17 protein-coding genes, 1 tRNA gene and 2 rRNA genes are annotated in these 22,046 nt (G+C 59.4%); 3 read left to right on the top strand and 17 right to left on the bottom strand.

Going from position 1 to position 22,046, the window contains the following annotated elements; translation table 11 throughout:
• Nucleotides 1-131 precede the first annotated feature (131 nt).
• Entirely contained in the window at nucleotides 132-1,160 is a 1,029-nt protein-coding gene (locus tag PYR65_RS07330) for a substrate-binding domain-containing protein (protein WP_276120486.1), read from the bottom strand.
• A gap of 340 nt (nucleotides 1,161-1,500) precedes the next feature.
• Between PYR65_RS07330 and PYR65_RS07325 the strand changes: the two genes are divergently transcribed.
• Nucleotides 1,501-2,064, top strand: a complete 564-nt coding sequence (locus PYR65_RS07325; protein WP_276120992.1) for a dual specificity protein phosphatase family protein — start codon at nucleotides 1,501-1,503, stop codon at nucleotides 2,062-2,064.
• Between the two features lie 31 nt (nucleotides 2,065-2,095).
• On the opposite strand, the gene PYR65_RS07320 is transcribed toward PYR65_RS07325, so the two are convergent.
• From PYR65_RS07320 to PYR65_RS07290, 7 genes are all read right to left on the bottom strand, one after another.
• On the bottom strand, nucleotides 2,096-2,800 hold the full coding sequence (locus PYR65_RS07320) for a class II aldolase/adducin family protein (protein ID WP_060639607.1): 705 nt from the start codon (nucleotides 2,798-2,800) through the stop codon (nucleotides 2,096-2,098).
• Nucleotides 2,797-4,275 (bottom strand): FGGY-family carbohydrate kinase, encoded by a 1,479-nt coding sequence (locus tag PYR65_RS07315; RefSeq protein ID WP_276120485.1) that lies wholly within the window; start codon nucleotides 4,273-4,275, stop codon nucleotides 2,797-2,799. Before PYR65_RS07315 ends, PYR65_RS07320 begins: the two co-directional genes overlap by 4 nt.
• A 68-nt stretch (nucleotides 4,276-4,343) precedes the next feature.
• Entirely contained in the window at nucleotides 4,344-5,192 is an 849-nt protein-coding gene (locus PYR65_RS07310) for a sugar phosphate isomerase/epimerase family protein (RefSeq protein WP_276120484.1), read from the bottom strand.
• A 4-nt stretch (nucleotides 5,193-5,196) separates the two neighbouring features.
• Nucleotides 5,197-6,192 carry an ABC transporter permease gene (locus tag PYR65_RS07305; protein ID WP_060639605.1) on the bottom strand — a complete coding sequence of 332 codons (996 nt, stop codon included), beginning with the start codon at nucleotides 6,190-6,192 and terminating at the stop codon, nucleotides 5,197-5,199.
• Nucleotides 6,189-7,190 (bottom strand): ABC transporter permease, encoded by a 1,002-nt coding sequence (locus tag PYR65_RS07300; protein WP_276120483.1) that lies wholly within the window; start codon nucleotides 7,188-7,190, stop codon nucleotides 6,189-6,191. The genes PYR65_RS07305 and PYR65_RS07300 overlap by 4 nt, the downstream gene beginning before the upstream one ends.
• Nucleotides 7,183-8,697 (bottom strand): sugar ABC transporter ATP-binding protein, encoded by a 1,515-nt coding sequence (locus PYR65_RS07295; RefSeq protein WP_276120482.1) that lies wholly within the window; start codon nucleotides 8,695-8,697, stop codon nucleotides 7,183-7,185. Before PYR65_RS07295 ends, PYR65_RS07300 begins: the two co-directional genes overlap by 8 nt.
• Before the next feature lie 99 nt (nucleotides 8,698-8,796).
• A complete protein-coding gene (locus tag PYR65_RS07290; protein WP_276120481.1) occupies nucleotides 8,797-9,774 on the bottom strand; it encodes an autoinducer 2 ABC transporter substrate-binding protein in 978 nt (325 codons plus the stop codon).
• 245 nt (nucleotides 9,775-10,019) lie between these two features.
• Between PYR65_RS07290 and PYR65_RS07285 the strand changes: the two genes are divergently transcribed.
• Nucleotides 10,020-11,084: a LacI family DNA-binding transcriptional regulator gene (locus PYR65_RS07285; RefSeq protein ID WP_060639602.1), complete on the top strand. Its 1,065-nt coding sequence runs from the start codon at nucleotides 10,020-10,022 to the stop codon at nucleotides 11,082-11,084.
• Nucleotides 11,085-11,122: 38 nt separating this feature from the next.
• Here PYR65_RS07285 and PYR65_RS07280 read toward each other — a convergent pair whose 3' ends face one another.
• The 6 genes from PYR65_RS07280 to PYR65_RS07255 all read right to left on the bottom strand — a co-directional run bounded on the left by PYR65_RS07280 (nucleotide 11,123) and on the right by PYR65_RS07255 (nucleotide 16,864).
• Nucleotides 11,123-12,409, bottom strand: a complete 1,287-nt coding sequence (locus PYR65_RS07280) for an NTP/NDP exchange transporter (RefSeq protein WP_276120480.1) — start codon at nucleotides 12,407-12,409, stop codon at nucleotides 11,123-11,125.
• 97 nt (nucleotides 12,410-12,506) lie between these two features.
• The gene (locus PYR65_RS07275) at nucleotides 12,507-13,475 is read right to left on the bottom strand and encodes an SDR family NAD(P)-dependent oxidoreductase (protein WP_276120479.1); all 969 of its coding nucleotides are present in this window, start codon (nucleotides 13,473-13,475) and stop codon (nucleotides 12,507-12,509) included.
• An 82-nt stretch (nucleotides 13,476-13,557) separates the two neighbouring features.
• On the bottom strand, nucleotides 13,558-14,526 hold the full coding sequence (locus PYR65_RS07270) for an MBL fold metallo-hydrolase (protein WP_276120478.1): 969 nt from the start codon (nucleotides 14,524-14,526) through the stop codon (nucleotides 13,558-13,560).
• 28 nt (nucleotides 14,527-14,554) lie between these two features.
• The gene (locus tag PYR65_RS07265; RefSeq protein WP_276120477.1) at nucleotides 14,555-15,241 is read right to left on the bottom strand and encodes a hypothetical protein; all 687 of its coding nucleotides are present in this window, start codon (nucleotides 15,239-15,241) and stop codon (nucleotides 14,555-14,557) included.
• A gap of 11 nt (nucleotides 15,242-15,252) precedes the next feature.
• Nucleotides 15,253-16,395 (bottom strand): MFS transporter, encoded by a 1,143-nt coding sequence (locus tag PYR65_RS07260; protein ID WP_276120476.1) that lies wholly within the window; start codon nucleotides 16,393-16,395, stop codon nucleotides 15,253-15,255.
• 73 nt (nucleotides 16,396-16,468) lie between these two features.
• Complete coding sequence (locus tag PYR65_RS07255) at nucleotides 16,469-16,864, bottom strand: MerR family transcriptional regulator (RefSeq protein WP_276120475.1); 396 nt, start codon at nucleotides 16,862-16,864, stop codon at nucleotides 16,469-16,471.
• Between the two features lie 411 nt (nucleotides 16,865-17,275).
• Here PYR65_RS07255 and PYR65_RS07250 point away from each other — a divergent pair, with 411 nt between their 5' ends.
• Nucleotides 17,276-18,190 (top strand): LysR family transcriptional regulator, encoded by a 915-nt coding sequence (locus tag PYR65_RS07250; RefSeq protein ID WP_276120474.1) that lies wholly within the window; start codon nucleotides 17,276-17,278, stop codon nucleotides 18,188-18,190.
• Nucleotides 18,191-18,284: 94 nt separating this feature from the next.
• Here the strand turns inward: PYR65_RS07250 and PYR65_RS07245 are convergent.
• From PYR65_RS07245 to PYR65_RS07235, 3 genes are all read right to left on the bottom strand, one after another.
• A tRNA-Met gene (locus PYR65_RS07245) sits at nucleotides 18,285-18,361 on the bottom strand.
• Between the two features lie 246 nt (nucleotides 18,362-18,607).
• Nucleotides 18,608-18,722 (bottom strand): 5S ribosomal RNA (rrf, locus tag PYR65_RS07240).
• Between the two features lie 235 nt (nucleotides 18,723-18,957).
• Nucleotides 18,958-21,843: ribosomal RNA gene (locus PYR65_RS07235) — 23S ribosomal RNA — on the bottom strand.
• Nucleotides 21,844-22,046: the final 203 nt, after the last annotated feature.

Below are 22,046 nucleotides of genomic sequence, written 5' to 3'. Positions count from 1 at the left end.
CATCATGCCCCGGACAGCCGGCACCTACTGCGCCGCGCGTCTTCGCAGACGCGCAAAGGTCGCTGTACGCTTTGGCTCGCTGCATAATTTTTCCTGAAATCGATTCCGATTGAAGGAATTATGCACGGAGCTTACTCCTCGATGCCCTTCGTGCCACGCCGCTTCAGGTACTTGTCCCAGTAGAAGTCGTCGGCATTATCAGCGGTGACGATCGACAGGCCGTTATCGACGAAGGGAATGCTCATCGGGTTGAAGCCGACGCGCTTGGCGTCGTTCATCGGGTCGATCAATTCCGGATGCTTGGCGAGCCACAAAAGCATGAAGCCCATGTAACCCTGCATGCCCTGGTTCGGGTTGATCGAGCCGAACACTTCGCCCGCCTTGATCATGTCGAGAATGTTGGCGTTAACGTCGGCGCACATGACGAGGATCTTGCCGCCATTTTCCTTGTTGGCCTGCGAAGCGCCGATGGCCGAGTTGGCTTCCGGCATGAACACGGCGCCAAGGTTCGGATTGGCCTGCACGAGGCTCGAAAGCGCCTGATAGGCCTTGGTCGGATCCTGGTTGGAAGCCGCGCGGCCGACCAGCTTCATGTCCGGATATTTTTCCGTCATGCGGGCGATGAAGGCGGCGATGCGCTTGTCGTGGTTGTCCTGGCCCGGATTTTCCAGAACGGCATATTCACCCTTGCCACCCATCTTCTCGGCAATCGCGTCGGCGGCATAGGTGCCTTCGCGGGTATTGTCCGAGGTGATGAACGAGATACGCTTGGAGAGCGGCGCATCGGCTGCGAAGGTCACGACGGCCGTGCCCTGGTCGATGGCGCGGTTGATCGGCTCGATGAACGGATCGGAGTTCATCGGGTGGACGAGGATACCGGCCGGGTTCTGGGCCAGCGCCTGGTCGAACGTGGCGATCTGCTTGTTGACGTCATATTCCGGCGTGCCGGTATAGGCGGTCTCGCAGCCGAGCTGCTGGCCTGCCTGCTTGAACATCTCATAGACCGGGAACCAATATTCGACGCCCGAGACCATGACGTTCATGACGTATTTTTCACCCGGCTTGCAGCGGAATGGGTTGTCCGTTTCCGCACTGGCAACACCAGCCAAAAGCGTCGATGCAAGGACCGCCAATGCGGTCGTGCTTAAAAATTTGCGCAAGATTCCTCCTTGAGGCCGAAGCCCCTCCCAAATACCCGGCGGCGCCTGAGCGGCGGCCCGATGCTCCAATGAAGACCGGAGTTCCTCCTCGAAATCCGGTATGGGCAGATAATCGCAACAATGGGATTATGTCAATATAATTCATAGCATGAAATATATTTCACACATGTGCGTCGCGGTGCCGAGTTGAACGCAGAACCGCATTTGCCCTGAAGGAATACCTTCCGCGCTTCTTCATCCACTCCTCCATTGCGCCCGCAAATATCATCACACGGCGTTCAGGCTGCTGTCAGCCTGAATCGCCAAAACGAGCATCATCGAAACGGGCGCTGGTGGAATGATGCACAAGATCTTGAAGCTGGTTGGGCTGGCGGGCTGCGCGGCAGCGGTGGGGCTTGGGACCTATCTCTTTGCCATCCAGGCGCTTGGCAATTTTGCCGTTGTCGTTCCCGGTGCGCTCTATCGCTCAAACCAGCCAACGGCACTGCAGGTGGCCGATTATGCCGAGCGTTACGGCATCAAGACCATCGTCAACCTGCGTGGAAGCAACGAAAACGCCACCTGGTATAAAAACGAGGTCGCCACGGCCCGCGATCTCGGCATCGGGCATATCGACTTCAAGATGGTGGCGACCAAACAATTGTCGGTGGAGGAATCGCACCGGCTGGTCGCCCTGTTGCGCGATGCCCCCAAGCCCATTCTCATCCACTGCAAATCCGGCGCGGACCGCACCGGCCTTGCCTCCGTCATATATCTCAACCGCATCGCCGGTGTCGACGAGGACATTGCAGAGCGGCAATTGTCGATCCGCTATGGCCATTTCAGCATCCCGTTTTTCTCGCCCACCTATGCGATGGACGAGAATTGGGAAAAGCTCGAAAAAGTCTTCGGCCTCTCGGGCTGATCACCCAGCCGACCGGCTGCGGCTTGCCGTTTCAGGCCGAAACACTCTTCGGCCGGGCGATATCATTGACCCCTTCGGCATCCGGCGCATGGCCGTAGCTCATCTTGCGCATCTGTTCGATGACCCTTGCCATTTCATCATCCGGCAGCACCGGCGGCTCGCCCAGCGTCAGCGCCTGTACATACATGCGCGACAGGGTCTCGATCTCGATCGCCAGCCAGAGCGCCCCATCCAATGTCTTGCCGAGCGAAATCTGGCCGTGTTGGCCGAGCAGGCAGGCCAGCCGGTCCTTCAGCGCCACCAGCGCATGATCCGACAGGGCCTGCGTGCCGAACGTGGCATATTCTGCGCAACGCACCGTCGTTCCGCCAGCGACGCCCGTCATGTAGTGAAAGCTCGGGATCGTCTTGTGATGGCAGGCAAGGGTCGTCGCGTAGATCGAATGGCAATGCAGCACGACATTGATATCCGGCCGGTTCTTCAGGATATCGCGATGGAAGCGCCATTCCGATGACGGGCGGCGGCCCACATAGCTGCCGTCGAAATCCATCTCCACCAGATCGTCCGGCGTCATCGTGTCATAGGCGAGGGACGACGGCGTAACGAGGAAACCGTTTTGCGTGCGCACGGACAGGTTTCCCGCCGTTCCCTGGTTGATGCCGCTGGAATTCATCCGGCGGCAGGTTTCGACCATATCGCGGCGCAGTGTCGCGATATCGGTATGATGCGTGCTCATTGGAAGGACCTTTCGTAAAGCCTGTTGGATTGCGTGGCCTGTGCGGCGAGGACCCGCCAGCGGCGGGCATATGCCGCCAGATCGGCGGATGGATGATCGAAAACCGGCGGCTTTTCGAGCGCGATGGCCGCGCGCGCCGGGCGTGTTCCGTGGCTGGCAAGCAGCGCCGTGCCGGAAGCAACGCCATAGGTGTCGAGATTGGAAACCGTGTCGCCCTTTGGGCGCAGCGCTGCCACCAGCCCGGCATAGAGCGGATCGCGCAGGAAGCTGCCATCGAGGATCACCCGCCCGCTGCTTCCCAGCGCATCGAGGCATTCGACGGTCAACAGTGCCGTGTAGAGAACCGCCAAGGCCTTGCGCTCGGCCGCATCAGCAGGCTGCGGGCCGGCAATATGCCCCTTGCCCGCGCTGCCGGGAAACAGGCCATCGTCATCGCCAAAGGATGGCAGCGCCATCGTGCCCTGCGCGATCATCCGGCTGACAATAGCGGCATCGGCATTCAGATGATCGCCGTCACCGGCGACATGGCTGAATTCGCGTCCGCCCATGGTCAGGGCGCCACCGACGGGGTTGCCATCGACATCGCTGTTGCAGGTCATGCCGCGATGTTCGTCCAGCCGGGCAAGCGGCGTCTTGCCGCTCAGCGCGACGATCCAGGTGCCGGTGGAAACCACGGTCGCCTCGTTAAACCCGGCCGCCTGGTAGCGGTAGAAATTGGCGCTGCTGTCATGAATGCCCGCCAGAACCTTGATCCCGGGCGGCAGGCCATAGCGCCCGGCAAGCACCGGCCGGATCGTCCCGATCGCCTCCCATGCCCTGGCAAACGGCGGCAAGAGGTTGCGCCATCCCTGCGACTGAACGATCGGCGACCAGTGCCGTTCGGCCACATTCCAAAGATGCGACTGCGCGCCGAGCACGGTCGCCTCCGATACCGCCACGCCCGAAAGCCGCCAGGCCCAGTATTGCGGCACGCCGAGAAACCAGCGCGCCTGCGAAAAGCCATCAGGCTGCGCCTGCTGCATCCAGAACATCTGGCGGGCATGATGGGTGGCGCCGTGCATCATCGCGCTGCCCCGGTCGAAGAACGAGCCGGACAGAGGCGCGTACTGCCTACGGATATCGTCCGGCAGCCCCTGCTCGTAGTCGATCATCGGCAAGGCGGTGCCATCGCCCGCATCCGGATCCGGCCCAACGAGAACGCCGCCGGAGCCATGGCCCGACGAGACGAAGGTCGATACCGGATGGCGCCTGGCTAGACCTGCGAGAGTGTCGAACACCCAGCCGCCGAGCGTATGGAGATCATGATGCCGCCACGGCCCGTCGTTGAGCACCGGATTGGGAATGGACAGCGTTTCGAGGATGGCGCCGGATGCGGTGACGGCATTGAGCTTCACATTGGTCTTGCCGACATCGAGGACCGCGACAGTCGCCGCCTGCCCGTCATCCCTTCGATCGTTCCACTGTCCGTCCGCCATATCCGTATCCCGCGCCCGCATGTCCGTGCGGCTGTCCCCGCCAAGGCGGGAACAGCCTTGTCATATCGTCAGATCAAGCCGTATTGCCGCGCCTTGTTGCGCAGGAACGGCAGCCCGTTGCCCATCACCTCGGCTTCGTCCTTGGCGACCGGGCGCCAGACCGCAAGCCCGTAAGCCACCTGCGGCGGCATGTTGATGAAGCTTTCCATTGCCAGGCCACCCTTGAAGCCGATGGCGGCAAGGGCTGCATAAATCTCGTCCCACGGCACGTTGCCATAGCCCGGCGTGCCCCGGTCGCTTTCGGAGAGGTGGATATATTTGATGTGATCGCGGGCATCGAGAATGCCGTTGGCAGCGCCCTTTTCCTCGATGTTCATATGATAGGTATCAAGATGCACGAAGACATTGTCGGCGCCGACGCGCTCGATCATATTGACGGCCTGCCTGCCCGTGTTGATCAGATGGTTCTCGTAGCGATTGACCGCCTCGACGCCGAGTTCGATGCCACGGCTCTTGGCATGTTTGGCTGCCGCCTGCAGCGCCCGCGCGATATTGTCATATTCCTTTTCGGTCGGCGGAACGCCGGTGCGCTCGCCGATGCCGCCGAAGATGACGCCGGACAAGGCTTCGGCCCCCATATCCGCCGTCTTGTCGATCGCGACCTTCAGATGCGCGACCGCCTCCTCCGGATGCACCGAGGCCCAGGCATGTTCCGGCAGGCCGAGCGAGCAGACAGAGCGCAGCTTGTGTTTCTCAAGCAGCTTGCGGCTATGTCCGGCATCGACGGCCGGCGCGTCGAGAAGCGCGATCTCGATGAAATCCATCTCGTATTTGACGGCGGCGGCAATCGCTTTTTCCGCCCCTGCATGATCCCATTTCATGGTCCACATGCTGGTATGAACGCCAAAACCTTCCATGGTCTTATCCTTTTTTTCGCTTGAGAGATTTGAAGTGGCCTGCGGCAAACCGCAGGATCATCACCGTGATGAGCAGGATGCCCCAGACGGCCGTGGCCAGATGCTGGTTGGCGCCCATGATATTGAGGCCCGAGGACAGGAGCTGCAGCACCACCAGCGCCACGGCCACCGGGATGACCCGGCCAAAACCGCCGAATGGATTGACCCCGCCCAGGAAGCAGGCAAGCACCGTGATCAGGAGATAGGATTCACCGTGGCCGACGCGCACGGAGTTGAAGCGGGCCAGCATGATGATGCCTGCAATCGCGCACATCGCCCCCGAAAGCGCATAGACCAGCACCAGCACCTTGCGCGTATTGACGCCGGAATAGCGCGCCGCCTCGATATTCGAGCCGATCATGTAGGTGTTGAAGCCGAGCTTCATCCGCGTCAGGAGCAGATGCCAGATCAGCACACAGCCGATGAAGACGAGAAGCGGAATGGGAAATCCGAGGATGCTGCCATGGCCAAGCGGCTGCAGGAAAGCCGGAAACCCAGAGACATCGCCGCCGCGCGTCAGGAATTCGCCAAGTCCGCGCAGGAAGATCATCATCGATAGCGAAACCAGGATCGGATGGGCGCGGGTATAGGCAATCACCAGCCCCATCACCAGCCCGCTCAGCGCGCCGACACCGATCCCGAGCACGGAGCCGAGGAAGAACGCGAAGGGGCCGGCATCGGCACCGCCATTCTGCTGTAGCACCCAGGCAACCGTCAGCCCGGCAATATTGGCGGTGAAGGTGATCGCAAGGTTCAGCCCGCCGGTCAGAACCGGCAAAAGCATGGCAAGGGTCAAAAGCCCGAGTTCCGGCAGCTGGAAGGCGACGGAGCCGAAGGTCGCGCGGCTGAAGAATTGCGGCGAGGCAAGGCTGAAGACCACGATAACGGCGATCAGCGCAAAACCCGGCCCGGCCATATCCGGCCCCAGCGCCGTCCTGATGCGGTTGAGGATTGCGGTCATTTGCGGCCCTCCTCCTGGCGCATGAACGGCAGCAGTTTTTCGATGCTGGTATTGGACAGGGTGATGGCGACGAGAATGATGGCGCCGACGATCATCTTGAAGGCATAGGGCGAGACCCCCGCCAGGTTGAGCCCGTTCTGGGTGATCGAAATCAAAAGCACGCCGAGCACGCAGCCGAGAACCGATCCCTTGCCACCGCCAAGCCGCGCACCGCCGAGCACCACTGCGGCCAGCACATCCAGTTCGCGGCCGTAGAGGGCATTCGGAACCACTTCCTGCGCATAATGCGCCTGGATCAGCCCGCCAATCCCGGCCATCAGCCCAAGCCAGCCGAACGCGATGAACTGCATGGCGCCGATATTGATGCCGAACCTTCGGGCTCCTTCCGGATTGTCACCGAAGGCGTAGAGCTGCCGTCCGGTCGTGGTGCGGGTGATGAACACCCAGGTGGCCACCACGCAGATCAGCATGACCAGCACCGGCAGGGTGATCTCGATCCAGCTGCCATCGGCCATCTCATGCTCGAACAGCACGACGCGCGACGTCAGCCAGTCCGGCAGGTTGTAGATCGACACCCCGCGGGTGAAGAACATCAACAGCCCGAAATAGATATTGAAGGTGGCGATGGTGGCGACGATCGAGATGATCCGGAACCTGTGGATCAAAAAGGCGTTGATGGCGCCCAAAAGCACGCCAAGCGCCCCGGCGATCAAAAGTCCGCTGATCCAGCCGCCGCCGCCCATCCAGCCGAGCATGAGGGCCGCGACATACTGGACGACCGATGCCGCCACCGCAAAGGAGATGTCGATGCCGCCGGCAATCAGCACAACCAGCAGGCCGACGGCGAAGATGATGTTGACGGAACTGGTATTGATGAGATCGAACGCATTGCCGAGCGAAAAGAACCGGTCTGTCGCAAGCGACAGGAACAGGCTGATGATGGCGATGACGGCAAGCAGCGCAAATTCCGTCGCATGGGATTGAACGGTTTTACGCATAGACGGCCGCCTCGATTTCGGCGAGCGAGCACTGCGCCGGCATGAACTGGTTGACGATCCGCCCCTGCGCCATGTGCAGCACGCGGTCGGCATTGAAATAGACCTCCGGCACCTCGTCGGAGATCAGGATGATCGCAAGACCGGTCTCGGCGAGCTTCGCGACGATATCGAAGATGCCGGCCCGCGCGCCCACATCGACGCCGACGGTCGGCGCATCGAGGATCAGCAGTTTCGGATCCGTGGCCAGCCATTTGGCAATGGCGATGCGCTGCTGGTTGCCGCCGGACAAGGTGGAGATCGCATCGCCCTGCTGCCCGATCTTGACGCCGAGATCAGTGACCCATTGCGCCACGAGATCGCGCTTGCGGCTGTCGGACAACAGCCCGCCGGATGTGATCTTGCCGAGGGAAGAGATCACCAGATTGTCGGCGATCGATTGCGGCTGGATCAGCCCGAGGGACAGCCGGTCTTCTGAGAGATAGGCGATCCCCGCCGCAATCGCATCGCGGTTGGACGAAAAATGCACCGGCTTGCCTTCGAGCCTGACGGTGCCGGACCTCGGTTTCAGCATGCCGAACAGCGACAAGGCGAGTTCCGTGCGCCCGGCGCCCAGCAACCCGGTAATCCCCAGCGTTTCACCGCGCCGCACCGTGAAGGAAATGTCCTCGAACTGGCCGGGCCGCGACAGCCCCTCGACCTCCAGCACCACCGGATTGGCGGAAGCATTGCGGGCGCGCACCGTCTGGTCGAAGGTCTTGCCGGTCATCAGTTCCGTAATACGCGACTGGGTCATGCCCTCGGTCGAATAGGCGCCGACCAGCGCGCCATCGCGCAGCACCGTCAGCCGGCTGGAAATCTCCAACACTTCCGCCAGCCGGTGGCTGACGAAGACAACGGCGACGCCGGAAGCAGAGAGGGTGCGCACGATATCGAGGAGATGGTCGGTTTCCGACTGCGTCAAGGAGGCCGTCGGTTCGTCCATGAACACCAGCTTTGCCTCACCCACCAGGGCACGCGCAATCGCCACGATCTGGCGCTGGGCAATGGCATAGTCCTTCAGCGGCCGGTCGACATCCAGCGTCACGCCGAGCCGCGCCAGCGCCTTGACCGCTTTTTCGCGCATGCTGTTATAATTGACGAAACGCGGCCAGCGGCCGAGCAGAGTCTGGAAGGAAATGTTTTCCGCAACCGTCATTTCCGGAAAAAGTGCCAGATCCTGCCAGATCACCTGGATGCCGGAATTCTGCGCCGTCACCGGCGACATATGCGCATAGGTCTGTCCGTCGAACACGATCTCCGCGCCATCCTGCGGACGGTAGACGCCGGTGATGATCTTGATCAGCGTGCTCTTGCCCGAGCCGTTTTCCCCCGCCAGGCAATGCACCTCGCCCGGCAGGACGTCGAAGCTGACATCCTTGAGCGCCTTGACGCCGCCGAACGTCATGTTGATGTTGCGCAGGGACAGAAGCGGCTTTTGGCCACTCTCAGCGCTTTCGCGTCCACTCATCGGTTCAACCTGTGAAAATGCGGGATAGTTCGAAACTTCCGGGCACCGCCGGACCGGCCGAAGCCAGCCCAGCAGCCCGGGAGAACGTGTTTTGGGACGTTACAGGCCCATGCCTGCAAGCTCGTCCACGGTATCCTTGTTGATCGGCAGGAGCTGATCGACGATGATGTCGTTTCCGGCCGGCTTGATCACGCCGAGACCCGGAATGTCGTCGCCGTCCTTGACGCTTTCGCCCTTGATCAGGCGATCGGCCATGGTGACGAAGACTTCGCCGGCCTGTTTCGGATTCCACATGAAGCCGCCGGAAATCGCACCCGACTTGATCAGCTTCTGACCCTGGCCGGGCGAGAACGGCCCAAGCACGAAGATTTCACCGGTTTTGCGGCGCTCTTCGACGGCACGGCCGGCCCCGATCGGACCCTGGCTGCCAAAGGCAAGGAAGCCCTTGAGGCCGGGATGGGCTGAGATCAGGTCAAGCGCCGTCGAGCGGCTCTTGTCGACGTCCTCGGCGACGCCGTAGCGTTCGCCGACCAGTTTCATGTCGGGATAATTGGCTTTCAGATAGGCGACGGCCGCATCGGCCCAGGCATTGTGCAGGGGAACGGTGAGCGAACCGACGAACACGGCATATTCGCCCTTGCCGCCCATCTTCTCGGCGAGCAGTTTGGCATGCGCCTCGCCGAAGCCGGTGGACGAGGCCAGCTCGAAATTCCAGTCGGCACCCTTCTGGCTCGGCGATTCATGCGTGATGACGAAAATGCCGGCGGCCTTGGCCTTGGCAAGAACCGGCTCCAGCACCTTGGCATCGTTCGGCACGACGCCGATGACCTTGACCCCTTGCGCGATCAGATCCTCGATGGCGCGCACCTGCAAGGCAGGGTCAGCGCTGGTCGGGCCGACCATGAAGGCATCGAGACCAAGCTTGGCGCCCTGCTCCTTGATGCCGGCATCCATCGCGTTGAACCACGGGATACCGCCGATCTTGACGACGACGCCCACCTTGTCGGCTGCCATGGCCGCAAACGAGACGCCAAGCGACAGAGATGCAGCAAGCGCTGCAATCATAAACTTTTTCATGCTCTTCCTCCTCCAAAACGTTTCCGCGCAGGCAACAGGACCAGGCCATGACAATGGCGGTCGCAGTCATTTCACCTCAGGTTGGCGCTGGAAATCGCATCCTCCACGTGACCGCCTCCTCAAGCGGACCCCGACATGCACAATCGATATTTCTTTTTTGCACAATCGATGGTGCAAATAATATGTTTTGGATTTAAACTTTCGTCAAGAGGAAATTGCCACTAAGGAAAAGAAGGGAGGATGGAATGAAGCACCAGGGAAAAAAGAAGGCGACGATCTACGATCTCTCGGTCCTATCAGGTTGTTCCGCCTCCACAGTCAGCGCCGTGCTGAATGGCACTTGGCGCAAGCGCCGGATCAAGGAAAGCACGGCCGAGCTCATCCAGACCCTTGCCGAAAAGCACCAATATACCGCCAATCTCCAGGCGCGGGGTTTGCGCAATTCCCGCTCCGGCCTGGTCGGCCTGCTTTTGCCCGTGCATGACAACCGCTATTTCTCCTCCATGGCCCAGGCCTTCGAGGCGCAGGTGCGCAGCCACGGCAAATGCCCTGTCGTCGTCAGCGCCTCGCGCGATCCGCAGGAAGAGCTGGCGACCGTCGAAACGCTGATTTCCTATTCGATCGACGAGCTGTTCATCGCCGGCGCCACCGATCCCGATAGCGTCCATGGCCTGTGCGAAGCCGCGGGCATCCGCCATATCAATATCGACCTTCCCGGAACCAAGGCGCCATCCGTCATCAGCGACAACTACCAGGGCGCCCGCCTGCTGACGCAGGCGATCATCAAGCGTTTCGACGATGCCGCCGTGCCTTTGAAGCCGGAGGAGCTGTTCCTGTTCGGCGGGCGCAACGACCATGCCAGCCGCGAACGCATCAAGGGTTTTCGCGATATCAAGACGGAAATGCTCGACGGCGACAGCGATGCCTGCATCCAGCCGACCGGCTATTCGCCGGACATGACGCAAAAGGCCTTCGAGGCCTTCTATGAGCGCGAAGGAAAACTGCCACGCGGACTGTTCATCAATTCCTCGATCAATTTCGAAGGCCTTTTGCGCTTCATGGCGCAGCACCCGCACGAAACCTTCGCCGATCTCGTTGTCGGCTGCTACGACTACGACCCATTCGGCTCCTTCCTGCCCTTCCCGGTGATCATGATCCGCCAGGACACCGAAAGCATGCTGGCCAAAGCCTTCGAACTCATCGAAGAACCCCGCCCCGCCGTGAAGATCCACCTCATCCAGCCCGAACTCGTCCACCCCCGCACCGCCCTCAAGGGACCGCTTGATTCCATCCGCGACATCGACGCGTGATGGGTGCGGCAGGCAGATGCGGGGTTCTTATGCTCCCTTCATGCCGCCACCGGCCCGTCTTCCAGCCGCCGGTGCTGGCGCAGCGTATAGATGGCCGAGAACACCCAGGCAAAAGCGATGCCCGCCCCGGCGACCGCGCCCATCTGCGGGCTCAAAAGCATATCGGAAGCCGCCTTCATCCAGCCGCTGACGGCATCCGCGCCGCGATAGACCACCGTATCGATGAAGTTCTTGGCCTTGTACTTGTCGGCCGTCGGAACGCTGGTAAACAGCATCTCCCGGCCCGGCCGCACCAGCGCATATTCGCCGACGCGGCGGATCACCATGACAACGACGAACATGCCCATGACGGCGGACGTGCTGAGCATCAGAAAGCCGGCAGTCATGATGATCGGCACAGTCAAAAGCAGCGCGCGGATGCCGAAGGTGGCGGCAATGCGCCCCGTTAGAAAGACCTGGATCACCAAGGTCAGGAACTGCACGAGGGCATCGACACCGGAAAAGAAGCGGGTCTGCTCCGCGCGATCGGTAAAGTGCGCGGCGACGAACCGGGCCTGCTCGAAATAGAGAAAGGTGCTGACACTGGCAAGCAGGACCACGAAGCTCGCGATACCCAGAAGCAGAGGCGAGGTGAAAAGGTGAACCGCTCCCTCGAACGGATTTCCGCCCAACGTGTTTGCAGCTGATGCGTCTTTCGAACCCCGGACGGCCTCATCACCTGCCCGCACATGCTGCGTCTGCAGATAGTCTGCACAGACGATGGTGATCACGAGCATCGTTCCGGCAATCAAAAGCAGCCCGGCATTACCGATACTGGTGACGAACAACACGCCGATCAGCGGACCCGCAAGTCCGCCGCAGCTCGCACCCGCAGCCATGATGGCAAAAAGCCGTCTCGCCTGCTCGGAATTGAAGACATCGACCAGCACGCTCCAGGCGAGCGAGATCGCCGTCAGATTGAAGACAGACAGCCAGACGAAAAAGATCCGGGCGAGCCAGACGGTCTCGCCATAGAGATGAATCATCACGGCAAAGCCGAAAATATTCAGCCCGAAACATCCAAACATCCAGCGGGTGATATTGCGGCGTCTGACGCGGGAAACAAGCCAGCCAAACAGCGGCGCAACCGCCAGCGTGGCGACGAAGGTTGCCGTGAACAGCCACTGAAGATTGTTGACGCCGCCGACCACGCCCATGGTTTCGCGAATGGGCCGCATGGAGAAATAGCAGACGAACAAGGAAAACTGCATCAGAAAACCCGCAATGACCGGGGCTGCTTCTCTTGCTTCGATCTTCAGGAACCGCATCAGGACGGATTGAACCATCAGCATATCAAAACCCTTTTTTAAACAGCAGGAAGCGATGGCGCGCCCAGGCGGCATTGCCCGGGCGCGCAACGTCAGCATTCGGATGGTGCGTTGATCAGGAGTTGGTGATCCCGGCACTCAAAGCGCGAAGGCGGGCACGCGCCTCCTCGTCATAGGCCTGCGCATTGGCGCGCGATTCCCGCTGGCCGCTGAAATAGAGCCCCGTGCGGCCGTCCAGTTCCGGTGAATTGATAAGCCGAAGTACTGCATCGGCGCCTTCATCGACGGTGCTCCAGGGCGAAATGCCCGATTCCCGGACCATCGGCGTATCCATGTAATTGGCCGGGTGGATCGAGTTTGCGGTGACGCCGGAGCCCTGCAGCTCTGCCGCAAGATCGATGGTGAGCATGATCAATGCGAGCTTGCTCTGCCCATAGGCACGCTGCGCATTGTAGCCGCGCGACAGCATGACATCATCGAAGTCGATTTCGTTCTGCCCCGACGAGGTGACGTTGATGATCCGGGCGGGACGGCTCTCTTTCAACACGGGCAGCAGCCGGTAGGTCAAAGCATAGGGCGCAAGATAGTTCACGGCGAAGCGAAGTTCATGCCCGTCCTGGCTCACCTGCCGGCCCTCGCCGGGCTCGCCGTTGAAAATACCGGCATTGTTGACCAGAACGTCCAGGCGGACATTGTCGCGCAGGACCGCATCTGCAAGCCCCCGGACTTCCGCGACGGATGAAAAATCCGCCGAATAGAACCGGGCTTCCCCGCCAGCCTTTTGAACAGCCGCGACCACCTCCTCGCCGCGTCCGCGGTTGCGGCCGTGAATGAGGATCGTCGTTGCTGGACCGGCAAGACGCTCGGCAAGCCGCCGTCCAAGGCCGCTGGTCGATCCGGTAATCAGGATCGTCCGCTTTCCCGGCGCATCCGCAGCATTCACCGTCAAACCTGCCGGAACCAGCACCGGAGCCAGAACGGCCGTGCCCGCTGCAAGCGAGAGCATCTTCAAAAAGCGGCGGCGCTCACCGAACGCGGTGACGGGATCCGCTATCCTCCGTGGAGTGTCAAATATTGTTGGCATCGTCTCCATTCCTTTCCGTTGCTGGCTGATCCGTTTCGGCAAAAAGGTGGATGTTTCATCGGCACGAACGCCCTCGTCTCCATCACCCATCGTGCGGCACCCGGGGCGCCGGAACGTAGGCAAACCCTGTGCCGTCGCGGCGAATATGGCCATGGGCTGGAAACGGAAAATGATAACCGGCTACATGCAGCCGGTCGGCGGCGATCCGGTCGAGCAGCCGCTTGCGGGTTCCGGCCGCCATCTCGCGGTCCATGTCGAAGGCTGGCCGCCAATCCGGATAGCGCACGAAAAGGGCCGGATTGTTGGCCACGTCACCCAGCACCATCAGACCTTCGGAACCCGATGTGATCTGGAAGACCGTATGTCCCGGCGCATGACCATGGGCTGGAATGGCGGTGATCCCCGGAACAATCTCCCGCTCGCCCGAAAGCCGCACGATCGAAGCCGAGACCGGGCCAAGTACCCGCATCGCGTTCTGAAAGAACGGCTTGGCGGGCTCCGGCGCGCGGCCGGCCGTCGCCTCATCGAGCCAGTAATTCAGCTCACCTTCCGGCGCGTGGATGGTCGCATTGGCAAACAGCAATTGTCCGGACGCCGTTCGCAGGCCGGAAACGTGATCCGGATGGAGATGCGAAATGAGAACGGTATCGACCTTGGCCGGATCAATGCCGGCGGCGGCAAACCCCTGCGGCAACCGGCCGGCATTCGCACCGAAGAACCCGGCCGCCCCGGTATCGATCACAACCAGATGCCGTCCCGTATCGACCACAAGCGCCGTGAACGTGATCGGAAAACGATCTTCAGGCTGGAACGCCTCGGACAAGGCCATCTGCACGGCGTCCAGACCGGCATTGGTGACAAGCCCTTCGACTGGCCGGGAAATCCCACCGTCCTGGATCGCCGTCACGGTGAAATCCCCGACACGGTATCGATAGACGCCGGGATTGACCAAGCGTGTCTGCACGGGCGCCTGCGCAAACACGCCACCGGGTGGAAGAGTTACGGCGAGTGCGGCAAGTCCTGCTAGCTTCAGATGCTCGCGTCGGTTCATGACAATATCCCTCGAAAGATACGAACCGTCAGAAGGAACGGGCAAGACGCCCCGTCTCCGCCAGCCAGGAATCATGCAGCCATTGCTCGGTCTGACGGTGGCCTGGAAAAGTGACCCAGACGATGTCCCGCTCGAACACCATGACCTTCCTGTCCGTGCCAACGATCACCCAGAACCACCGCCCGTCGGCCGTATTGCGCATTTTCACCTTCATGCCCGTGAGCGTCAGCTTTTCGCTGCGGTCGCCGTGCCTGACGCGCAGCGGCTCATCATGCGGCGCGATCCAGCTGATCTGCAGAGTGCCGAGCAGATCCGGAGCGGCAGCTTTCAAGAACAGCATGGCGGTTGCCCTTGCCTCCTCGGGCGACGGCAGCACGCCGCCGGCCAGATCAGGATCCATGCGCGCAAAGCCCTTCAGACGGCCCTTTTCGTCGATGACGGTGCTGAAGTGCTCACCCCCAAGTCCGCCATTGCGGCCGTCGAGGCGTTCGTAGCGGGATAGTTCAGCCCGTTCCCCATCGACAAAAACCTCTTGCGACACGACGATGCGATATCCTGCCGGCCTGTAATCATCGGCGATGACCGCGGATGGCTGACCGGACAAAGCGGCTGTGATCATGGCATTTCCTTTCCCTGTTTCGGCAACAGACGGGGCGGCGCCAGCCAAAAGGCCAAGCCCGGTGACGATGGCGGTCAAGCAATGAAACTTCGGCATGATCAATCTCCTCAGGTGGCGGTGGATGGTTTACCGATCGCAGCGAGCCCGAACGCCGCAAGGACCAGTAAGCAAGCGGGAAAAAGCCAGAGCGGGATGCCGCCACTCACGGCCAAGGCTTGTACGGCGGGTGGTGCGAGGCTGGCGCCGAGAAACAGGCTGAAAGTGTAGATCGCCAGCGCAAGACCACGATTGGCGTCCGTTGCGCGTTGCGCGATCGTGGCAATCAGTCCGGGAATGGCAAAGGCGACACCAGCAGATAAAAGCGCACTTGCGGCGAGGAGCGCACTCGTCCCGCCTGACAGCGCAAGCCCAAACGCTGAGGCCGCCAAGAACAATCCGATCCGAGCAGTGACAAGGGCGCCGTAACGGCGCGTTACCGGCGCTGCCGCGAATGTCAAAAGCAGCGGCGGCAAACCCGCAAGGCGCAGCATCTGCAAATCCGCCCCGAGGCTTGCACTCAGCGCCTGCGCGCCGGCATGGAAGGACACGAAACCGAACAGGACGGTGGGGGCTGCACACCAGGCCGCCACGATCCCCGCATTATGAAACAGGCCTGCAAACCTGCCGTCTTCTTCCTGTGCCCTGACCCTTCCCTTGCCCGCTTTATTTTTCACCGCGAAAAGCAGGCCAAGCGCACCCAGGACATAGAATGGAGCCAGTTCCAGCATCATCACTGAAAGTCCGTCACCCGACTGGACAGCGAAAAACTGAGCAAGCGGCGCCGCCGCAAGGAAAGCAAAGCTCATCAGCGAAATGCCGAACGGCCGGTGTTGCGGCGGCAGGGCCTCGGCCGTCAGCGACAAAGCTGCCGGCGGAAAGCTCGATGCCGCAAACCCCTGAATGGCACGGGCCAAAAGCAGCAGGCCAAAACTTGTAGCAATGCTGACAAGCACGGTCGCGCCAGCCACCGCCAGCAAGCCAAGCACGAGGATCGGCTTTCGCCCATACCGATCGGACAAAGGCCCGAAAACAAGAAAACCGGCAGCATAAACAAACCCAAATGCCGACCCGACCAGGGCAGCCTGCGCAGGTTCAACGCCGAATTGACCCGCAATATCTGCCACCAGCGGGATCGTCACATAGAGCTGCCCGACAATGATGAAGCCGCAGAGCATCAGAAGAACAAGCAGAAACCCGTTGCGAAAGGTCATTGTCCGCCAACCCATTCTAAAGTTGACGTTACATAGAGATTCTTGGCTTCAAACCGCAGTGCGTGATGTGATCTTACGCCTTGCGGGCAGCAGCGATCAACCCAGTCATCCGCTCGATATTGGCCACGAGATCGCTCTTGAAACGCGTCAATTCGGACAGCTGTGCATCGGTTTTCATCAACTGCGCTTCCAGCAGGGCGAGGACTTTTTCCTTGCCCCTGATCCCGGTGCCATCGCTGAAATAAAGATCGATGACACCGGCGATCTCGTCGAGGGTCAATCCTAAGCTCTTGAGCACGGCGATCTTTTCCAGCCGCTTGAGCGAAGTTTCGTCGTAATAGCGATACCCCGCGCCCTCCCGTTCGGCAGGCGCAAACAACCCGATCCGCTCGTAATAATGGATCGTGCGATGGCTGACACCTGCTCGCGCAGCCAACTCTCCGATCTGCATCCGTGAGGACTGCATCATAGGTCTCATCATTCTCGATCTGACGTTGACTAGACATTTACGTTTCCTGTCTGCAGAGGTCAATCACAGATGGCGGCCGGCGCGGCCGGTGGAAATTCAGTCACTCCACGGTGCGGTTGGCAGGGCGTAGGAAATCAAACGGAGGCAACTGCCTGAACGCTCGTTTCATGCAGCGTCGATGACCGCGACAGTCATCGCTTCTGCTTCTCCATCCGGTTTAGCTAAAATTAAATCTAACGTTATGTAGAGATTGCGATGCGTTGGTAAGCTTCGTCGTGTTATGTGAAGACGGGTCCGCTCCGGACAAAATGCTTTGCAATCGCGAAAGATTGTCTCGCTCCTCATCACGTTGCAGTTGTAACTATGCAGACGTAATCCGGCTCAATCCAATTCAATGTTGATATGGGGCTCATGAAGCAAATTCATCTTCCCGGAATAGACCTCAATCTTCTCGTGATTTTCGATGCGCTTTTCACGGAAGGGCACGTGACCCGCGCCGCTAAGCGGCTTGGCCTCACCCAGCCGGCGGTCAGCCATGCGCTCGGCCGGCTGCGCCATCTGTTTGACGACCCTCTCTTCATCCGCAGCCCGAAAGGCATGATCCCCACCGCGGCGGCAACCGATATGGCTGCGGCCATCCGCACGGTCCTCGATCAAGTCGAAGTCGTCCTCGGCACGGAGCGATCCTTCGACCCGTCCGTCAGCACGCGCCGGTTTGCAATCGGACTATCCGATTATTCCGCATTCGTGCTGTTGCCGCAGCTGAGCGTTCGCATCACCAGCGAAGCACCCGGCGTCTCGCTTCTGGTACGCCACACCAATGTGACGATTGGTCATTCCATGCTCGATGACGGCGATGTCGAATTGATCGCCGGCGTCTTCCCGTCACCGCCATCGCATCTGCGGGAGGAAATGCTGTACGAGGACGATTTCGTGTGCGCCGGCCGTCTGGAAAACCCTGGCCTGGCTGATGCTCTCGATCTTGAACGCTACCTGTCCCTGCGCCACCTGCAGGTATCGATGCGGGGAGAGCCGCATGGACTGGTGGACCAGGTTCTGGAGAAAATCGGAAAACAGCGCTCGATCGCATTGACCGCAGGCCATTTCCTGACGGCCCCACTTCTCGTCCAGGATACCGATCTCATCGCCACGGAGCCGAGGCGTCTGTTCGAGCGCTGGCAAGACAAAATCCCACTTCGCCTTTTACGGCCCCCGCTGGACATCCCGAGCTTCCGCGTCGTGCAGGCCTGGCACGCGCGCCACGATGCCGATGAGGGCCACGCGTGGCTGCGTAGGGTGATAGGCAATATCAGTCAAACCGTTTGAATTTAGCATTGACTGCCCCCTCCCCGTTTTCACCTGCACCCCAAACGCAGAAAAGCCCGCGAACATTTCTGTCACGCGGGCTTTTTGTTGTGTTTGGTTGCGGGGGCAGGATTTGAACCTGCGGCCTTCAGGTTATGAGCCTGACGAGCTACCGGGCTGCTCCACCCCGCGTTATCAGCGTTTTGCGTTAGCAAAGTCGCCGGCGTTTTGCGTGAGCAAAATCGCGCTGGCGAAAGTCCGAAGGGCTTTTACCCTGCGCGGCGCACTTAGCGAAGTCAAATGCGCCTCTCGTGTCTGTATTCTTTTCCCGGCATTTTACCGAAGCAAAAAGGCCGCTTGAGGGCGGCCTGTTGTTCGGCTGGGCCGGGGGGTAGAAGAGAAGATTGTGTATTTGGTATTTACTCTTGCCTTTAATAGACCTGGCAGCGACCTACTCTCCCGCGTCTTAAGACGGAGTACCATTGGCGCAGGGGCGTTTCACGGCCGTGTTCGGAATGGGAACGGGTGCAGCCACCCCGCAATAACCACCAGGTCAACTAAGGGCAAGAATGTCACCGGCGACGGTGACAAACCAAATGAGAAGCTGGATTTGATGAGCGAATAGGGAGTAGCGAATAGCCAATAGGGGTTTCGCTTGTCTATCCGGTCTGTTTTGAACACGTTTTTTGGCGGCGATTGGGAGCGCTATTCGCTACTCCCTATTCGCCATTCGCTCATGAGCCGACAAACGCGATGCGTTTGCGGCGAGATGAGCAGTAGCAATGAGAACAATCAAGCCAATCGAACGATTAGTACCGGTAAGCTTCATGCATTGCTGCACTTCCACACCCGGCCTATCAACGTGGTAGTCTTCCACGGTTCTCAAGGGAATACTCGTTTTCAGGTTGGTTTCCCGCTTAGATGCCTTCAGCGGTTATCCATTCCATATATAGCTACCCTGCTATGCGGCTGGCGCCACAACAGGTCCACCAGAGATATGTCCATCCCGGTCCTCTCGTACTAGGGACAGATCCTGTCAATATTCCTACACCCACGGCAGATAGGGACCGAACTGTCTCACGACGTTCTGAACCCAGCTCACGTACCGCTTTAATTGGCGAACAGCCAAACCCTTGGGACCTGCTCCAGCCCCAGGATGCGATGAGCCGACATCGAGGTGCCAAACAACCCCGTCGATATGGACTCTTGGGGGTCATCAGCCTGTTATCCCCGGCGTACCTTTTATCCGTTGAGCGATGGCCCTTCCACACGGGACCACCGGATCACTATGACCGACTTTCGTCTCTGCTCGACTTGTCAGTCTCGCAGTCAGGCGGGCTTATGCCATTGCACTCGACGAACGATTTCCGACCGTTCTGAGCCCACCATCGCGCGCCTCCGTTACTCTTTCGGAGGCGACCGCCCCAGTCAAACTACCCACCATACACTGTCCCGGATCCGGATAACGGACCGCGGTTAGACATCCATGACGATAAGGGTGGTATTTCAAGGATGGCTCCACGAGAACTGGCGTCCCCGCTTCAAAGCCTACCACCTATCCTACACATGCCGACACGAATGCCAGTGTAAAGCTATAGTAAAGGTGCACGGGGTCTTTCCGTCTGACCGCAGGAACCCCGCATCTTCACGGGGAATTCAATTTCACTGAGTCTATGCTGGAGACAGCGGGGAAGTCGTTACGCCATTCGTGCAGGTCGGAACTTACCCGACAAGGAATTTCGCTACCTTAGGACCGTTATAGTTACGGCCGCCGTTTACTGGGGCTTCAGTTCAAAGCTTGCACCTCTCCCTTTAACCTTCCAGCACCGGGCAGGCGTCAGGCCCTATACGTCGTTTTGCAACTTCGCAGAGCCCTGTGTTTTTGATAAACAGTCGCTACCCCCTGGTCTGTGCCACCCCTCCATACTTGCGTACGAAGAGGTCACGCTTCTTCCGAAGTTACGCGTGCAATTTGCCGAGTTCCTTCAGCATAGTTCTCTCAAGCGCCTTGGTATACTCTACCTGACCACCTGTGTCGGTTTCGGGTACGGTCTATACGGTGGAGCTATTTCCTGGAACCGCTTCCCCGCCTGCTCAATCCAATAAGAGCAAACAAGTTACGCAATCCGTCACTACCACCAGGCCCACGAATATTAACGTGGTTCCCATCGACTACGCATTTCTGCCTCATCTTAGGGGCCGGCTAACCCTGCTCAGATTAACTTTAAGCAGGAACCCTTGGTCTTTCGGCGAGGGGGTCTCTCACCCCCTTTATCGTTACTCATGTCAACATTCGCACTTCCGATACCTCCAGGACCCCTCACAGGTATCCCTTCACAGGCTTACGGAACGCTCCGCTACCACTGCGGCAATCGTTAGATTGCTACAATCCTCAGCTTCGGTGCATGGCTTTAGCCCCGTTACATTTTCGGCGCAAAGACCCTTATTTAGACCAGTGAGCTGTTACGCTTTCTTTAAATGATGGCTGCTTCTAAGCCAACATCCTGGTTGTTTTGGGATCCTCACATCCTTTCCCACTTAGCCATGACTTGGGGACCTTAGCTGGAGGTCAGGGTTGTTGCCCTCTTCACGACGGACGTTAGCACCCGCCGTGTGTCTGCCGACTAGTACTCCTCGGTATTCGGAGTTTGGTTAGGATCAGTAAGACGGTGAGTCCCCATAGCCCATCCAGTGCTCTACCCCCGAGGGTATTCGGTCGACGCACTACCTAAATAGTTTTCGCGGAGAACCAGCTATTTCCGAGTTTGATTGGCCTTTCACCCCTAGCCACAAGTCATCCCAATCTATTGCAACAGATGCGGGTTCGGTCCTCCAGTTGGTGTTACCCAACCTTCAACCTGCTCATGGCTAGATCACTCGGTTTCGGGTCTAATGCGACGAACTGAACGCCCTATTCAGACTCGCTTTCGCTGCGCCTTCACCTATCGGCTTAAGCTTGCTCGTCACACTAAGTCGTTGACCCATTATACAAAAGGTACGCCGTCACCCTTGCGGGCTCCGACTGTTTGTAGGCAACCGGTTTCAGGTTCTATTTCACTCCCCTTGTCGGGGTGCTTTTCACCTTTCCCTCACGGTACTTGTTCGCTATCGGTCATGCACGAGTACTTAGGCTTAGAGGGTGGTCCCCCTAATTTCAAACAGGATTTCACGTGTCCCGCCTTACTCAAGGACCTTGGGTGTTCTACATGTACGGGGCTATCACCCGCTACGGCCGGACTTTCCATTCCGTTCCACTTTATTCCCCAAGGCCACTGGCCTGGTCCGCGTTCGCTCGCCACTACTTGCGGAGTCTCGGTTGATGTCCTTTCCTCCAGGTACTTAGATGTTTCAGTTCCCTGGGTTCGCTTCTTACACCCTATGTATTCAGGTGTAGATACCTTATCACAATGCTTGGAACCTGGCGTCGCCTAAGCGACGCAGCGAATAGGTGTTAGCGAATAGCGAATAGAATTTTCAAACTATTCGCTAATCACTATTGGCTATTCGCGGCGCCAACGGCGCCAGATTCCCAAGCATTTAAGGTGGGTTTCCCCATTCGGAAATCCATGGATCAAAGCTTATTCGCAGCTCCCCACGGCTTATCGCAGCGTATCACGTCCTTCATCGCCTGTGCATGCCAAGGCATCCACCAATTGCCCTTATTTCACTTGATCGTTCTCATTGCCAATGCTCATCAATAGGAAGCGAATAGGTGCTAGCGAATAGCGAATAGAATTTTCAAACTATTCGCTACTCCCTATTCGCTATTCGCAAATCCAAACCCGGTTACCTTTTACAACCAGGCCATCTCATGATGCCATCAACGTGTTCGATCCGTTCCCCATCTGAAGGCACGCCGGTGCACTTCGGGGCCGGA

This window comes from Pararhizobium qamdonense, from assembly GCF_029277445.1.
Lineage (GTDB): Bacteria > Pseudomonadota > Alphaproteobacteria > Rhizobiales > Rhizobiaceae > Pararhizobium > Pararhizobium qamdonense.
The sequence above is the reverse complement of the archived record's forward strand: the minus strand, read 5'-3'. Positions and strand labels throughout refer to the sequence as shown.

Excerpts from the sequence above, each read along its gene's own strand:
- PYR65_RS07315 (WP_276120485.1), bottom strand. The coding sequence starts at position 4,275 with ATGGCGGACGGACAGTGGAACGATCGAAGGGATGACGGGCAGGCGGCG.
- PYR65_RS07265 (WP_276120477.1), bottom strand. The coding sequence starts at position 15,241 with ATGCCGAAGTTTCATTGCTTGACCGCCATCGTCACCGGGCTTGGCCTT.
- PYR65_RS07325 (WP_276120992.1), top strand. The coding sequence starts at position 1,501 with ATGCACAAGATCTTGAAGCTGGTTGGGCTGGCGGGCTGCGCGGCAGCG.
- PYR65_RS07295 (WP_276120482.1), bottom strand. The coding sequence starts at position 8,697 with ATGAGTGGACGCGAAAGCGCTGAGAGTGGCCAAAAGCCGCTTCTGTCC.
- PYR65_RS07280 (WP_276120480.1), bottom strand. The coding sequence starts at position 12,409 with ATGGTTCAATCCGTCCTGATGCGGTTCCTGAAGATCGAAGCAAGAGAA.
- PYR65_RS07320 (WP_060639607.1), bottom strand. The coding sequence starts at position 2,800 with ATGAGCACGCATCATACCGATATCGCGACACTGCGCCGCGATATGGTC.
- PYR65_RS07285 (WP_060639602.1), top strand. The coding sequence starts at position 10,020 with ATGAAGCACCAGGGAAAAAAGAAGGCGACGATCTACGATCTCTCGGTC.
- PYR65_RS07270 (WP_276120478.1), bottom strand. The coding sequence starts at position 14,526 with ATGAACCGACGCGAGCATCTGAAGCTAGCAGGACTTGCCGCACTCGCC.
- PYR65_RS07275 (WP_276120479.1), bottom strand. The coding sequence starts at position 13,475 with ATGCCAACAATATTTGACACTCCACGGAGGATAGCGGATCCCGTCACC.
- PYR65_RS07255 (WP_276120475.1), bottom strand. The coding sequence starts at position 16,864 with ATGATGCAGTCCTCACGGATGCAGATCGGAGAGTTGGCTGCGCGAGCA.
- PYR65_RS07250 (WP_276120474.1), top strand. The coding sequence starts at position 17,276 with ATGAAGCAAATTCATCTTCCCGGAATAGACCTCAATCTTCTCGTGATT.
- PYR65_RS07300 (WP_276120483.1), bottom strand. The coding sequence starts at position 7,190 with ATGCGTAAAACCGTTCAATCCCATGCGACGGAATTTGCGCTGCTTGCC.
- PYR65_RS07305 (WP_060639605.1), bottom strand. The coding sequence starts at position 6,192 with ATGACCGCAATCCTCAACCGCATCAGGACGGCGCTGGGGCCGGATATG.
- PYR65_RS07260 (WP_276120476.1), bottom strand. The coding sequence starts at position 16,395 with ATGACCTTTCGCAACGGGTTTCTGCTTGTTCTTCTGATGCTCTGCGGC.
- PYR65_RS07310 (WP_276120484.1), bottom strand. The coding sequence starts at position 5,192 with ATGGAAGGTTTTGGCGTTCATACCAGCATGTGGACCATGAAATGGGAT.
- PYR65_RS07290 (WP_276120481.1), bottom strand. The coding sequence starts at position 9,774 with ATGAAAAAGTTTATGATTGCAGCGCTTGCTGCATCTCTGTCGCTTGGC.